Origin of the sequence: Croceicoccus bisphenolivorans, assembly GCF_001634625.1 — a bacterium.
Lineage (GTDB): Bacteria > Pseudomonadota > Alphaproteobacteria > Sphingomonadales > Sphingomonadaceae > Croceicoccus > Croceicoccus bisphenolivorans.
Map to the genome: position 1 here is coordinate 96,072 of NZ_LRSE01000011.1, position 13,754 is coordinate 109,825.

Consider the following 13,754-nt stretch of genomic DNA (forward strand, 5'->3'; position numbering starts at 1 on the left):
AGCATGCGTAATTCCAGATTGAATGTAGCGATCGGGTTTCTCGCGATCGCGCCCTTGATGTCCGCTCTTGCTGCCTGCGACGAGGCGCAGGACAGCACACCGATCACCGAGGTTTCGCCTATGGGCGAAGCTGCGGTGGTGGCTGGCACGGCACCCGAGGCGGGTCTTGCCGATCCGGCAGCCTCTCCCTCCGAAGATGAGGCAGCGACCGCTCGGGAGGACGCTCTTTCGACAAATGGCGCCGCCACGCCCGCCTCACGGCACGCTGCCTCTCCCGCATCACGCGCAACTGCCACACTCGCAGCGCCAGCAGCGCGCACGCAACCCGCGAGCGAAGCGACCCAACCCGCCGATCCCCATGCGGGCCATGACATGTCCTCGATGGCCGATCACGACATGAAAGGTATGTGATCGGACGCGTTTTCCGTGACCCGGCTATTCAGGAGATACCCTCGGCAAGAAATCGCAACGAACAACGCAAGATCAGGAAAGGACGGCCCCGCCTCCCCCCGAAGCCCTGCGGGTCGCAGGTGCCCCCAAGGGGTCGTTCAGGAACCCCGCGTGAAGACCAACCCGCGCGGGGTTCCGTTTGCCCGGCTTCGCTGTCGCCGTGCCAGGCGCGTCCCGGTAGGGCTTTGTGCTATGTGAGCAGCATGCAGACGATCGCCTCGTTGGTTATGAAAGGAACCGCATATGTCGGAAACGGGCAAAGCCGGTGCGCTGTCGCGCTGGGAAGACGAAGGCGGGGCACTACCCTGCGGGCCGCAGGAAGCGCTCGCTGCCGATTGCGAAAAATGGGATATTCCGCCGCTTTCCGATGCCGAGGTCATCCAATTGCGCATCAGGGTGATCGCCCTTGAGAACATGGTGCTCGGTCTTCTGTCGAAGGCCAGCGCCGACCAGCTGGCAGCAATCGAAGAAATCGCGGAATTCATTTCCCCGCGTGCCGATGCGAAGCCGCATCCGCTTACCCTGCATGCTGCCACCCAGATGGAGCACTTCGTCGAGCGCGCCCGGCGGTTTCGCGAGCACCCCACCGCCGATTGAGCGACATATCACCGGCCCACGAATGCTGGCCTTCCTCGCTGAGGCCCGGTCGACGATCTGGAAAGAGTGCGATGGACCTCGATACGCTTCTCATCCGCTATTTCGGCACTGCCGACGCTGGAGCGGTTGGCGCGGAGACCTTGGCCTCGGGGATCGAGCATTGCCGGGTGGATCTCGGCCTCGAGCAGGACCGGGGCAAGCGATTTGCACTGTGGTCGTTTCTTCACATGTTCGGGGCCGCCCCCGATCTCGATGTGGCGTTCGAGAACGAGGAAGACCGGGAAGCAGCCCGCACCTTCATGGATCTGCTGGCGGCATCGGAAAGCGACGGCGAAAGCTGATTGCAGCGGGATCATGTGACCCTTCGGACCCGCACCCGATACCCATCCGGCTTTCTTCGCGAACAGTCCTGAACCAGGTCAGCCGAGGAGCCGCAACCCGTTCCTTTGCCGGCCGTGTTGTCGCGCTTCGCGCGCCTGCCCGCACCACCCGTCATGAACAGGTTTCCCTTCGGCCCTTCAGGCCTGCGGTGCAGTCCTCCCATGACCTGTTTCTCATCGACGTTCGCAAGCCGGAGATGGTCTCCGGTTTGAGGAACTGAAGGAACTTATCTCATGACCAATATCGCAATCCTCACCGGCCGCATCGCCCGCGATCCGGACACCCGCGAGACCAAGGGCGGCACCAATGTCACCGGCATCACCGTCGTCACCGATCGCCCCGCGCGCGACAAAGACGGCAAGACCTACAAGGACGAGAACGGCTACACCGCCAAGGACAGCGAATTCCACCGTGTGACCTGTTTCAACGGCCTCGCCAAGACCGTCGGTCAGTACTGCTCGAAAGGCCAGCTGGTCTCGGTCCAGGGCCGCATCCACTACACGCAGTGGGAAGACCAGGACGGTGTGACGCGGTATGGCTCGGAGATCCTTGCCGACAAGGTCGATTTCCTCTCGCGGGCCAATGGCGGCGACAACCAGGACGCCCCTCCGATCGACTGATCCGGCGCCATCGAACCAGCCAAAGGAGGCTCTGCCGGAAACGGCAGGGCCTCTTTCGCTGTTCACCCTTCCTTTCGCTCGGTCTTTTCTCCGGGGAATAGCCAGGCGCTGCCCGGAGGGCCCGACCCATTATGGCAGCGATCATCTGAAACGGTCGTTTGAGGTGGACTGGATTGGCCTGGCTTACCGCATTTCCAGCATGATGGTCCCGCGCCGCCCGCATCAAGGACGGCAGGGGCCCCACCATTTTGTCCGCCGCCGGATTGCATCCGGCACCGGACAAAACCGTTTCCCCCTGCGCCGCTTCGCGGTCGCCCTGTCAGGCGATCCTGTGACCCGGTCTGCCCGGGCCCATCGGCCAACCTCCTGTCGTCTCGCGACAGATTTCAGGAGGATTATCATGACCTATTTCACGAAATGCACACTGCCTTCGCGCAATTATTTCGAGGCTCTGGAAACAGCTGAGCAACGGGCCTTGCACAGCTTCTTCGACCAGCATGTTATCGAGGATGACGAACTCGGATATCGCGCGGTCGACGAAGGCGACTACAATGCGCTGCCCCCGCATCTTGCGATCCGGGTCGTTCATACCGTCCATGGCGGAATGCTCGACGAATTCTGAGGCATTCTGCAGGGCAGGGACCGGCAGCGGTTCCTGCCCTTTTTTCGTGTCTCTTATGGGCTGAGCTACAGGTTCAAGTTTCGATCCAGCAGCAATCGGCGGTTCTCCAAACATCGGCTTGGCCAACTGGCGATCGGGATAAATGGAGCGGGGCTGGGGACGCACTCTGTCCCGCGCATCTGGCGATACGCTCCTGAGGGTGCGGCATTACGTGTTTTTGGGGCCCCGCATGCACTTGCGAACCGGCAGCGGGTCGGGCGAGCGGGAAGCTACGGCCGCGACAGGTCCCGCTTGCCTTGCTTCCCACAGGCCCTTGGCCACTGCCTCTCTCGCAGGTGCGGTTCATTGCTCTGAGCCTTCGGCATTGCAGCCGAAAGTCTGCCGAGCGGCGCAATAGCGTCGGGCCCTGCACGGATGCCGCCCTTCCTCGATGCTGCCGAGCTCATGATCGGTAGGGGCGACAAATCCGAACGCAGCATCGTGTCGCTCCCCCCATCGCCAAGGCATGCGCCATCACCCTCCGCAATCAGCGGCAGTTAGCCGCAGCCACCCGAGCCTCTTGGAGCTAACCCCATGCCCGCCGTTCCCGATCCGGTCCGTCCCCGCTACCTGCGCACCCCAGATGCCGCGGTGCATCTGGGGCTTTCGCCGCGCACGCTCGAAAAGCACCGATGCTATGGAACAGGGCCGGTCTACCACAAGCTCGGCGGCCGCATCGTTTATCGGCCCGAAGATCTCGATGCCTGGGCCGAGCAGGGCTTGCGCCGTTCGACCAGCGATCCGGGCAAGGGCGTCGTTCATCCTGCCAAGCGGATCGACGGCTACACCGGTCCGGTCCGGCGCTGAGGCGATACCATGCGCTCCTTGAAGACATCGGACGGCGGGGCCGGACAGCTCGACCTGTTCGTCGGCGCGGGCAGCGACATCGCCGCGCGCGATGCGCAGGATCTGATGGCCTGGCCTTTCTTCAGCCTCGCCAAGTCGAAGCGAGTGAAGCCGATCGACTTTCGCATGGGCGAGGTCGCCATTCTGGTCGAAGCGACCGCCGAACATGGCATGGCCACCATCTGGGACGCCGATGTACTGATCTGGGTAGCGAGCCAGATCGTCGAGGCGCGCGATGCCGGCAAAGCCACCTCGCGCCTTATCGCGGCGACGCCCCATGAAATCCTTACCTTCACCCGGCGCGGAACCGGAAAGGCTGGCTACGAGCGCCTGAAGGCGGCGCTCGACCGCTTGCAGTCGACCAGCATTGCCACCTCCATCCGGCAGGCCGGGGCGCGACGCCGCCGACGATTTTCCTGGATCAACGAATGGCGCGAACGGCTCGACGACAACGGGCGCGCGCTCGGCATCGAAATGATCGTGCCGGACTGGCTCTACGAGGGCGTGCTCGATCGTGCGCTCGTCCTGACCATCGACCCGGCCTATTTCGCGCTTACCGGCGGTCTTGAGCGCTGGCTCTATCGCATCGTACGCAAGCATGGCGGGAAGCAGAAGGGCGGGTGGAGTTTCGACATTTCGCACCTGCATTTGAAGTCCGGCGCGCTCTCGCCATTGAAGCGTTTCGCTTTCGAAGTGCGGGCCATCGTTCGCCGCCAGTCGCTCCCCGGCTACAATCTCGCTCTTGAGCACCAGTTCGGTCGCGAGCGGCTCCTGTTCGTCGCAACGCCTGTCGATCCCTTCGCGGCCGCGCGGCGCCGCATCGGGCTGCCCCCTGTGGAAAAGGGCGTGTGATGTTCGGACTATCGGGAACCATGACGTTCGGACGATCGGGAACCCGATGCCCGGACTATCGGGAACCGGGAGCCTGCGCGACTCGCCGGAAACGCAGCGCTTGCGAAGCCCTTAACAATGCTAACAAGGAATCTTCCAGATTCCTGCTAACGCCGCCACGCCTGTGCAAAAGCGCAGCGCGCGTTTCGCCTCCGCCCACGGAAAGGGGCGGCGCAGGGGCCGGTGATCCGCCACTCACGCATGTCACGCTGGTGTGGCGCGGCGGCGTGCAGGAAGACTGGCTTCGGTTCGGCAAGCCCTTCGCAGAGCGCATCCTCGACCGCCGGACGCGTATCGAAAGCTATGCTCCGGGACAGGTCTTTGCCCTGGTTCGGTGGGCTTCGAACGATTACGGGACCGTCCGCTCGACGCTCACGATCGCCCAAGCCGCCGGTTTCGGCGAGCCGTTCACCACTCTGCCGCAGGTCGATCCTGGCGCGCAAATCCTGCTCTCGGTGCGAAGCTGGCCAAAGGTTCGCCAGGTCTTTGCGCTGATCGATGCGATCGAGGACGTTGGCATCGATCCCTGCGATGTAGCTCCCGACCACTGGCATCATGTCCACAACAGGCTGGCAGGGGGCATGCAAGTACGTTCCTATTCCCCTGCGCGCCATCGCGACTGGCTGCGGCGGCGAAAGCTGCAATCATGAGGCGGCGCACCGCCTTTCTGGCAGGCATGGTCGCGGCAGCGACACTGGCCAGCATCGCAATCCCGCTCTCGCGACTTTTGGTCTGGAACGTGACGGCCAGCGTGCCGGTTGGACTGTACTCAATCGGCGGAAAGACCGGTCTCCAGAGGGGCGACCGCGTCGCGATCGATCCTGCTTTCAGGCTGCAGAAATACCTCGCCTCGCGCGGCTATCTTCCTGCGGGCGTTCCGCTCATCAAGGAGGTTGCGGCGCTTGGCGGGGATACGGTCTGCCGGCGCGACCTGCTCATCGAGATCAATGGGACACCTGCGGGCTCGGCGCGTCGGCGCGACAGCCTTGGACGCGAACTGCCCGTCTGGAAAGGATGCCGGACTATCGCTGCGGATGAACTGTTCGTGATGAACAGGCGCGCCCCCGGCAGCTTTGACGGGCGTTATTTCGGCCCGGTCGCACGCGCCGATGTCATCGGGCGCGCGCGGCCCGTCTGGACCAACGAAGCGGGCGACGGGGACTATGTCCTGCTCGCCTCGCCCGCCGACGTTCCCATTCCCAACGTAAATGATGGAGACGCACAATGACCTGTATCGGCACTTTTGCAGCCACACCCGACGGCTTTGAAGGGCGGCTGCAAACCCTGACCATCGACGCACCGCTGACCCTGGTGGCCGCCGACCCCGGCGACACCGAGAACGCCCCTGACTATCGCATCATGGCAGGTGAAGGCGAGGAAACCTACGAGGTGGGTGCAGGCTGGAAACATGTCGGCGACAAGGCAGGCAGTTTTGTCACGCTCGTCATCGACGATCCGGTATTGCCTCGGCCCCTGCGCGCCAATCTGTTCAGTTCTGACGACCAGAACCATGTCCTTATATGGTCGCGCGGCGCGCGCCGCCCGGCAAAGGGCTGATTCCGTGCTCCGCCTGTATCTTCTGCAGGGACTCCTGGCCACCATGTGGGCGGCGAGTCCGGCACAGGTTTTTGCGCAATCGGAGCAGTTTGTCCGAGCTTCCCAGCGCGTCGAGATTGCAGCGCATGTCAGCGAAGCATCTCAGCAATTCGGCATTCCCGAGCAATGGATCTACGCGGTGATCCGGGCCGAAAGTGCGGGCCGGGTGCGGGCCGTTTCCAGTGCAGGAGCGATGGGTCTCATGCAGCTCATGCCCGGAACCTGGGCGCGCCAGCGCGCCCGGTTCTCGCTCGGGCAAGACCCGTTCGACCCACGCGACAACGTTCTGGCCGGCACGTCTTACTTGCGCGAAATGTACGATCGCTACGGCGCGCAAGGCTTCCTCGCTGCGTACAATGCGGGTCCTGGACGCTACGAAGACTGGCTTGCCGGACGACGTTCGTTGCCACTCGAAACGCGCCGCTATGTCGCCCGGATTGCGCCGCTGTTGCAGTCCGAGCGCATGTTTGCGGCGGCGCCTCTACAAGCCGGGAATGTTCCGGCTGGCGCCTTGCAGCCTCCCGGCGCAGCGCGAAAAGAGTTGGACGAGGTGGCTATTCCCGGCCCCGCGGCGAACCCCTTCGCGCGACCGGAACAACCCGCGCACGATCTTTTCGCGCCCGTCTCGACGGCTTCCTCCCAATGAAAGCGAGCCTCGCACCTTCGCGCAGCCATGCGTTCCCTGGCGAAAGCGGGCGAAGGACGGGAGGCTTGCGCACCAAAGGAAGGGAGGGATGGCGAGATAAAAGCAGCGCCGTCGGTCGGGCTGCAGGTGGTTGGTTTCGCGGCAAATTACGCGCCGTCTCTGCTGTAAGTCTGCAGGCGCTTGAACCGAAATCCTTAGGCTTTTCAATGCTGAAAGCGCCGTCTTCCGATTTTCTTGTCTGTGGCTGACGACGAATTCGACATCAGGCCGGGTCGGTCGAGAGACAGCGATGCGCGCGCCTATCGCAAGGCCGGTTCGCTGGTCGGACGCGTGCTGCAGGCCTCGCGCCGGTCAGGCTATACACCGCTCGGGCGAGGCCGGTCGGGCGGCGGAGCCGGTCATCTGGGGCGCGGCAAACATGCTGTGTTGCGAGGCAGCCCTCATGCTTTCCAGCGGCGGGTCATCATCAAGGCGCGCGTCGTTCGGCATGGCGGCAGCCGCTTCCGCTCTGCACCGCTCGCCCGCCACATTTCCTATCTCGAACGCGATGGCGTCACTCGTGACGGATCGGACGCCCAGTTGTTCGATGCCATGTCGGATGAGGTCGATGGCGATGTCTTCGCCGCCCGCTGCGAAGACGACCGGCATCACTTTCGCTTCATCGTGTCACCGGAAGATGCCAGCGAGATGGCTGACTTGCGCGCCTTCACGCGCGAACTGCTCGAAGATATGACGGGCGACCTCGACACCAGCCTCGACTGGGTGGCGGTCGATCACTGGAATACCGACAACCCGCATATCCATGTTCTGGTCCGCGGCGTTGCCTCGGACGGCAGGGATCTGGTGATCGATCGCTCCTATATCAGCGAAGGCATGCGTGGCCGTGCCCAGGAGCGCGTCACTGTCGAACTCGGGCCGCGCAGCGAGCGCGACATCCAGCTAGCGCTTCGCCGCGAGGTCGATGCCGAGCGCTGGACCTCGCTCGACCGCCGCCTGCAAAAGCAACGCGACGATCTCGGCGTGGTCGATTTGTCCCCCGAGGTTGATGCGCCAGGACGCAACAATCGCGCATTCCTTATTGGCCGCGCACGAACGCTCGAACGCATGGGATTAGCCGAGCGGATCGGGGCGGCGCGCTGGACCTTGGCCGCAAATTGCGAACCGACCTTGCGCGCGCTCGGCGAGCGCGGCGACATCATCAAGACCTTGCACAAAGCGATGAGTGGACGCGGCGCAAAAGGCGCCCTTGCATCCTTCGCGCTGCACGGAGAAGACGAAAACCGCCGGGTCATCGGGAGGTTGGTCGAGCGCGGTCTCCATAACGAGCTGACGGGCGAGGCCTATGCGATCGTCGAAGGAATTGACGGCCGCGCACACTATCTTCACTTTCCCGATCTGGACCAGACGAGCGATGCAGCACCCGGCGCCATCGTCGAGACAAGCGGGTGGACCGACCGCAAGGGGCGGCGGCGCGAAAGCCTGCTGGTGCGTTCGGATCTGCCGCTCGAACGACAGATTGACGCGCGCGGGGCGACCTGGCTCGACCGGCAGCTGCTGTCGCCTCGAGCCGAGCCGCTGGGAGGCGGCTTCGGCAATGAAGTCCGGCAGGCTCTTGACGAGCGCCGTGACTGGCTCGTCGATCAAGGTCTTGCGAAGCGACATGGTAAGAGCGTGACGCTGGTTCGCAATTTGCTCGGAATGCTCCGCAAGCAGGAACTGGACGCGGCGGGTAAAGCGCTGGCCGCGCGCCATGGTCGTCTGGCGAATCCGGTAACGGAAGGCGATCACATTTCCGGCATCTACCGCGAGCGCATTTCGCTGGCCTCGGGTCGCTTCGCCATGATCGATGACGGAGTGGGTTTCCAACTCGTGCCCTGGAGGCAAGACCTCGAGCGGCATCTTGGAAAAGAAGTCGCTGGCAAGGTCCATGCGCGAGGCGGTGTCGACTGGAACTTTGCGCGCTCGCGCGGGCCCGCGGTTTGATGGGCACCTGCATCAAAACGGAAATCTTGACAACGCATCACATGATGCTTATAAGCGCATCAGGAGATGCGATATGGTTAGTGCAGCAATTCAGCATGCCGAAGCTCCCAGCGGGCTTCAGACCTTTACGAGCGACGGTGATCGCAGCCGCCTGACTAGCGCTGCGGTCAAGGCCGTGCTGCGCCTCATCGAGGCCTGGGGTGCGAGCAACGCCGAAGGCGCCGCGCTGCTCGGCGTGTCCGAAAGTACCTGGGACCGGATGAAAGCCGGAACCTGGGAGGGCTCGCTCGGTCAGGACCAGTTGACCCGCGCGTCGGCGCTGATCGGTCTGTTCAAGGGACTGCACCTGCTGTTCGCCAACGACATGGCCGATCGCTGGCCAAAGCTCGAAAACAGGGCGCCGGTGTTCGATCGCCGCTCGCCCATCCGGGCAATGATCGAAGGCGGCATTCCGCGCATGCTGGAGACCAGACAATATATCGACGCGCTTCGTGGCGGGCTCTGAGGAGGCAGGCGAGCCGCCGCAGATCCGCGAAGCATTCGAGCGGACTGTCCGGCTCGTTTCCAGCGCGCGTTTACGTGACGCGGTCATGGCTCCGCTTGCTGACAATGATGAAGAGCTTGCGCTGCTCGCTGAAATCGAGGGGGCGACGAGTTCGCGCCTGATCGCCGAAGAGCGCGGGTTTGGCGGGCTGACAGCCGACGAGCTGGTTCATGGCGTGCCGCATGCCAGGTTCATTAATGCGAGCTTTGCTTACGCCAAACCGCGCGAGCCCAATCGCTTCAACCCCGCGAACCGCGGCGCATGGTATGCCGCGCTCGATGTCGAGACCTGTATTGCCGAGGTCGGCCATCACCTGACACAGGCGCTCGCCGATGCCGGCGATTTCGATGCCGTTGTCGAATATGGCGAGATGATCGCCAGCATGGCGGGCGTCTTTATCGATCTGCGCGAGCAGCCCGGACACCCGGCCCTCGATCCGGACAAGACGAAAGGCTATCCTGTCGGCAATGCTCTAGCGGCGGAGGCACGCGCCGCCGGTCATAACGGCATTATCTATCCCTCTGTGCGCCATGCGGATGGGACTTGCATCGCGGCCCTGTGGCCCAACGTCGTGCAATCGGTCGCGCAAGGGGCGATGTACCGCCTGACCTGGTCCGGCAACCCGGACTATAGTCGGGAAGCAATCTAGCCGTACGCCGCTTTTGCTACGCCAACCTGCGATCACGCAGCTTCCGACTTGAATATGTAATGCAAAGCCGCCGTGCTGTCCTTCACGAAAGGAGCCAGCCTTGTCGGCAACCCGGATATTGTGGGGTCAGATACTCGTCGTCTTCACCCTAACGCTCGCAGGTGTGTGGGCGGGCACCCAGTGGACGGCGCACGCGCTTGGCTATCAGGCGCAGCTGGGCGCGCCCTGGTTCAGTATCTCCGGAGCGCTTGTCTATCCGCCTTATGCCATCTTTTGGTGGTGGTTCAGCTACGAAGCCTATGCGCCGCGCATCTTCGAGACCGGCGGAATGATTGCCGCATCGGGCGGTCTCGTGTCGGTGGCGGTCGCGATCGGCATGTCGGTCTGGCGCGCCCGAGAGATCAGGAACAGCGCGACCTATGGCTCGGCGCGCTGGGCGACCCGTTCCGAAATTTCACGCGCGGGCCTTCTGGCAGGCAAGGGCGTCATTATCGGCCAGCATGCCAATCTCTATCTTCGTCACGACGGCCCCGAACATGTGCTCTGCTTCGCGCCGACCCGCAGCGGCAAAGGGGTCGGCCTTGTCGTGCCAACGCTCCTGACCTGGCCGCATTCGGCGATCGTGCACGATATCAAAGGCGAGAACTGGGAGCTGACAGCTGGTTTCCGTACCCGGTTCAGCCGCACGCTTCTGTTCGATCCGACCAATGAGGCATCGGCGGCCTATAACCCTCTGATGGAAGTGCGACGCGGCATCAACGAGGTGCGCGACGTGCAGAACATCGCCGACGTGCTGGTCGATCCGGAAGGCTCGCTTGAACGGCGCAATCACTGGGAAAAGACCAGCCACGCGCTGCTCGTCGGGGCCATTCTGCATGTGCTTTATGCCGAGCCTGACAAGACGCTCGCCGGGGTGGCGAACTTCCTCTCCGATCCACGCCGATCCATCGAGGCGACACTGACCGCAATGATGCACACACCGCATCTGGGGGAAGACGGCGTCCATCCGGTTGTCGCGAGCGCGGCGCGAGAATTGCTCAACAAGTCGGAGAACGAACGCTCGGGCGTGCTCTCGACCGCCATGTCGTTCCTCGGCCTGTACCGCGATCCGGTTATCGCAAAGGTCACGCGGCACTGCGAATGGCGCATCGCGGACCTCGTGGCACAGGGCCGGCCGGTCACGCTCTATCTCGTCGTCCCGCCGTCAGACATCAGCCGCACCAAGCCGCTCATCCGGCTCATCCTCAACCAGCTCGGAAGACGCCTGACCGAGGACCTGCAGGAAGGTGCCAGTCGCGAGCGGCTTCTCCTTATGCTCGACGAGTTCCCGGCTTTGGGCAGGCTCGACTTCTTCGAAAGCGCGCTCGCCTTCATGGCGGGCTACGGCATCAAGGCCTTTCTGATCGCCCAGTCATTGAATCAGATCGAGAAGGCCTACGGACAGAACAATGCCATTCTCGACAATTGCCATGTGCGGGTGTGCTTCGCGACCAATGACGAGCGAACCGCAAAGCGCGTTTCGGAATCGCTCGGGACCGCCACCGAAACCCGGGCTATGCGCAATTATGCCGGACACCGCCTCTCGCCTTGGCTCGGTCATTTGATGGTGTCGCGCTCGGAGACGGCGCGCGCTCTTCTGACCCAGGGCGAGATCATGCAGCTTCCCGATACCGATGAAATCGTGATGCTCGCAGGCGTGCATCCGATCCGTGCCAGGAAAGCGCGTTACTACCGCGACCCCCGGCTCAGCAAACGGGTGGAGCGTCCACCGACGGTTGAAAAGCCGGAGTTCGCGGCGGACCAAAGCGAATGGCACGGGAGACATGTGACCGCGCCTTCGCAATTGGAGAAATTGCCGACCGCGTCTGAAGAGTACGAGGTCGATGATCGCCAGTCCGATGGCGGGATCCGCCAATCGCCCGAATTGCCGGAATACGAAGATGTGGCGCCGCCGCCAGTCGAGATCCCCAACGAATTTGAGTTTGACGACCGAACGGACGACGATCAGGCAAACCGCAATCGCAGAATGGCCCAGCGGATGCAGGCCAATGCGCGGCGCGCTGCGCTCGATCCCGGCGACGGGATCGAGCTATGAGCAAGGGCAACCGTATCAAGCATACCTTTCGCCTGCTGCCGGCCCTTTCCAGGCAGCTTGCAGACTATGCGGGTCGCAAGCGCGTTTCGCAGGCTTCGGTGGTGGAGGCCGCGATCGGCTCGTTTCTCTCTCCCGATGGATCGGAACGCATGGAAGCGGCCTTCAGTCGACGCCTTGATCGCATAAGCCGACAGATCGGCAAGCTCGACTATCATATCGAGGTCGGGAACGAGGCATTCGCGCTCTACCTCAGGCGATGGCTGGCGGTGACCCCGGCCATGCCGTTTGAAGCCAATGCCGCTGCGCGTGCCGATGCAGAAAAGCGGTTCGACTTCTTCGTCGAAGCGCTCGCGCGGCGCATGGAAACGGGCAGGCATCTCGCTGACGATCTCATTCGCGCGGCTTCGGAACCAAGGCTGGATGAGATTGAAAATCCGGACGGAGACGGCCCTGAGCCTCCGGCGTAGCCCTGACAAAGACCTTCGATAGTCCGGCAGGAAACCCACATGAATAGAGCAGAGGAACGCTTTCTTTCATGCGCCGGCGCACCTGCAGGAATGCGAGGGTGCAACCATTCCAAGTGCTTGCTAAAGGTCCAGTAATGCGCACCGAACTCGATCACCTGCCTCCGCAAAAGCAACGCGAACTTGAGCGCGTGGTGCAGCTGATTTTCGAAGAGTTCGATGATGCCTTTGCCCTGGCGAAGCACGAGTGGAAGAAGGCCGGCCGCATTCTCAAGGTCATTCTCTACGGTAGCTATGCCCGCGGCACTTGGGTCGACGAGCCGCATACGGCCAAAGGCTACCAGTCGGACTACGATCTGCTCATCATCGTCAACGACAAGCGGCTGGTCGACCGGGTCAAGTACTGGTCGAAGCTCGATGACCGGCTGATGCGCGAGTACGGCGTGACCAAATCGCTCAAGACGCCGGTCAATTTTATCGTCCATACGCTGCAGGAGGTGAACGACGGTCTCGCGCACGGACGCTATTTCTTCATGGATGTCGCGAAGGACGGGATCGCGCTCTACCAATCCGATGACACCGAGCTCCACACGCCGAAGCCCAAGACTGCCGGTGAGGCGCTGGCGATGGCGCAGGAGTATTTCGACGAGTGGATGCCTGCTGCGTCAGGTATGCTGGAGACCGCCAAATTCAGCGTCGATCAAGGACGACTGAAGGATGCTGCTTTTTTAACTCATCAGGCAGCTGAGCGGCTTTACCACTGTGTATTATTGGTCTGCACCTTCTACACGCCGCATGTGCACAATCTTGGTTTCCTTCGCACCCAGGCCGAGCGCATTGACCCACGCCTGACCTATGTCTGGCCGCGCGACACGCGCCGCGATCGTGCGCGCTTCGAGAAGCTGAAGGAAGCGTACGTCAAGGCGCGCTACTCAAAGCATTACCGTATTACCGAGGAAGAGCTCGATTGGCTTGGTGAACAGGTCGAGGAACTCGGCCGGGTCGTGCACGAGGTATGTTCTCAAAGGCTGGCTGAGCTCCAGATAAGGTCCGAAAACTGATCAGGGCTTGAAGCCGAAGTACATCACTCGGTGCTTTTTTCTGGTCGCGGTCGAAATAGCTCCAACTCGTCATGGACCCCGTCGTCCGCATTCACCATGAACTCGCGGACTCTGGCTCCCGTCAAGCCCTCCACTCCCATCTCGCGTGTAAGGTAGGTGGCGAGCCAGTCTGCTAACCGGAACATATCGCGGGAGCGTGGATCGGGGGAGCAGCAAAACCTCAGCAATTCGTGCACTAACCTGTCAACGGCGGCGTAAAAGTCGTCCATT

At 62.7% G+C, this 13,754-nt stretch carries 18 protein-coding genes; 17 read left to right on the forward strand and 1 reads right to left on the reverse strand.

All coding sequences use genetic code 11. The annotated features are described in order from the left end of the window. Window positions 1-3 precede the first annotated feature (3 nt). The 17 genes from A7A77_RS12680 to A7A77_RS12760 all read left to right on the forward strand — a co-directional run bounded on the left by A7A77_RS12680 (window position 4) and on the right by A7A77_RS12760 (window position 13,484). On the forward strand, window positions 4-411 hold the full coding sequence (locus A7A77_RS12680; RefSeq protein ID WP_066558726.1) for a hypothetical protein: 408 nt from the start codon (window positions 4-6) through the stop codon (window positions 409-411). 282 nt (window positions 412-693) lie between these two features. Then, a complete protein-coding gene (locus A7A77_RS12685; RefSeq protein ID WP_066558732.1) occupies window positions 694-1,047 on the forward strand; it encodes a hypothetical protein in 354 nt (117 codons plus the stop codon). 71 nt (window positions 1,048-1,118) lie between these two features. After that, window positions 1,119-1,388, forward strand: a complete 270-nt coding sequence (locus A7A77_RS12690; RefSeq protein ID WP_066558734.1) for a hypothetical protein — start codon at window positions 1,119-1,121, stop codon at window positions 1,386-1,388. A gap of 273 nt (window positions 1,389-1,661) precedes the next feature. After that, entirely contained in the window at window positions 1,662-2,048 is a 387-nt protein-coding gene (locus A7A77_RS12695; RefSeq protein WP_066558736.1) for a single-stranded DNA-binding protein, read from the forward strand. Window positions 2,049-2,448: 400 nt separating this feature from the next. Further along, a complete protein-coding gene (locus A7A77_RS12700; RefSeq protein ID WP_010240235.1) occupies window positions 2,449-2,670 on the forward strand; it encodes a hypothetical protein in 222 nt (73 codons plus the stop codon). 573 nt (window positions 2,671-3,243) lie between these two features. Beyond that, window positions 3,244-3,516 carry a helix-turn-helix transcriptional regulator gene (locus tag A7A77_RS12705; protein ID WP_010240237.1) on the forward strand — a complete coding sequence of 91 codons (273 nt, stop codon included), beginning with the start codon at window positions 3,244-3,246 and terminating at the stop codon, window positions 3,514-3,516. Between the two features lie 9 nt (window positions 3,517-3,525). Further along, the gene (locus A7A77_RS12710; RefSeq protein WP_066558743.1) at window positions 3,526-4,407 is read left to right on the forward strand and encodes a replication initiator protein A; all 882 of its coding nucleotides are present in this window, start codon (window positions 3,526-3,528) and stop codon (window positions 4,405-4,407) included. Between the two features lie 161 nt (window positions 4,408-4,568). Next, window positions 4,569-5,096 (forward strand): DUF2840 domain-containing protein, encoded by a 528-nt coding sequence (locus A7A77_RS18475; protein ID WP_425388571.1) that lies wholly within the window; start codon window positions 4,569-4,571, stop codon window positions 5,094-5,096. Beyond that, window positions 5,093-5,674, forward strand: coding sequence for a S26 family signal peptidase (locus tag A7A77_RS12720; RefSeq protein ID WP_066558746.1), 582 nt, complete (start codon window positions 5,093-5,095; stop codon window positions 5,672-5,674). Before A7A77_RS18475 ends, A7A77_RS12720 begins: the two co-directional genes overlap by 4 nt. After that, window positions 5,671-6,003 (forward strand): DUF736 domain-containing protein, encoded by a 333-nt coding sequence (locus tag A7A77_RS12725; protein WP_047822807.1) that lies wholly within the window; start codon window positions 5,671-5,673, stop codon window positions 6,001-6,003. Before A7A77_RS12720 ends, A7A77_RS12725 begins: the two co-directional genes overlap by 4 nt. Before the next feature lie 43 nt (window positions 6,004-6,046). After that, complete coding sequence (locus tag A7A77_RS12730) at window positions 6,047-6,688, forward strand: lytic transglycosylase domain-containing protein (protein ID WP_066558805.1); 642 nt, start codon at window positions 6,047-6,049, stop codon at window positions 6,686-6,688. Window positions 6,689-6,922: 234 nt separating this feature from the next. Beyond that, window positions 6,923-8,671 (forward strand): relaxase/mobilization nuclease domain-containing protein, encoded by a 1,749-nt coding sequence (locus tag A7A77_RS12735; protein WP_066558749.1) that lies wholly within the window; start codon window positions 6,923-6,925, stop codon window positions 8,669-8,671. A gap of 73 nt (window positions 8,672-8,744) precedes the next feature. Continuing rightward, a complete protein-coding gene (locus A7A77_RS12740; protein WP_054523324.1) occupies window positions 8,745-9,176 on the forward strand; it encodes an antitoxin Xre-like helix-turn-helix domain-containing protein in 432 nt (143 codons plus the stop codon). Beyond that, the gene (locus A7A77_RS12745; RefSeq protein WP_054523325.1) at window positions 9,163-9,864 is read left to right on the forward strand and encodes an RES family NAD+ phosphorylase; all 702 of its coding nucleotides are present in this window, start codon (window positions 9,163-9,165) and stop codon (window positions 9,862-9,864) included. The genes A7A77_RS12740 and A7A77_RS12745 overlap by 14 nt, the downstream gene beginning before the upstream one ends. 100 nt (window positions 9,865-9,964) lie before the next feature. Continuing rightward, complete coding sequence (locus tag A7A77_RS12750; RefSeq protein ID WP_066558751.1) at window positions 9,965-11,959, forward strand: conjugal transfer protein TraG; 1,995 nt, start codon at window positions 9,965-9,967, stop codon at window positions 11,957-11,959. After that, a complete protein-coding gene (locus A7A77_RS12755; protein ID WP_066558753.1) occupies window positions 11,956-12,426 on the forward strand; it encodes a CopG family transcriptional regulator in 471 nt (156 codons plus the stop codon). The genes A7A77_RS12750 and A7A77_RS12755 overlap by 4 nt, the downstream gene beginning before the upstream one ends. A 134-nt stretch (window positions 12,427-12,560) precedes the next feature. After that, window positions 12,561-13,484: a HEPN domain-containing protein gene (locus A7A77_RS12760; protein WP_066558754.1), complete on the forward strand. Its 924-nt coding sequence runs from the start codon at window positions 12,561-12,563 to the stop codon at window positions 13,482-13,484. 23 nt (window positions 13,485-13,507) lie between these two features. Here the strand turns inward: A7A77_RS12760 and A7A77_RS18260 are convergent. Further along, window positions 13,508-13,754 (reverse strand): hypothetical protein (locus tag A7A77_RS18260; protein WP_066558756.1); only part of this gene is annotated, 247 nt, incomplete at its 5' end.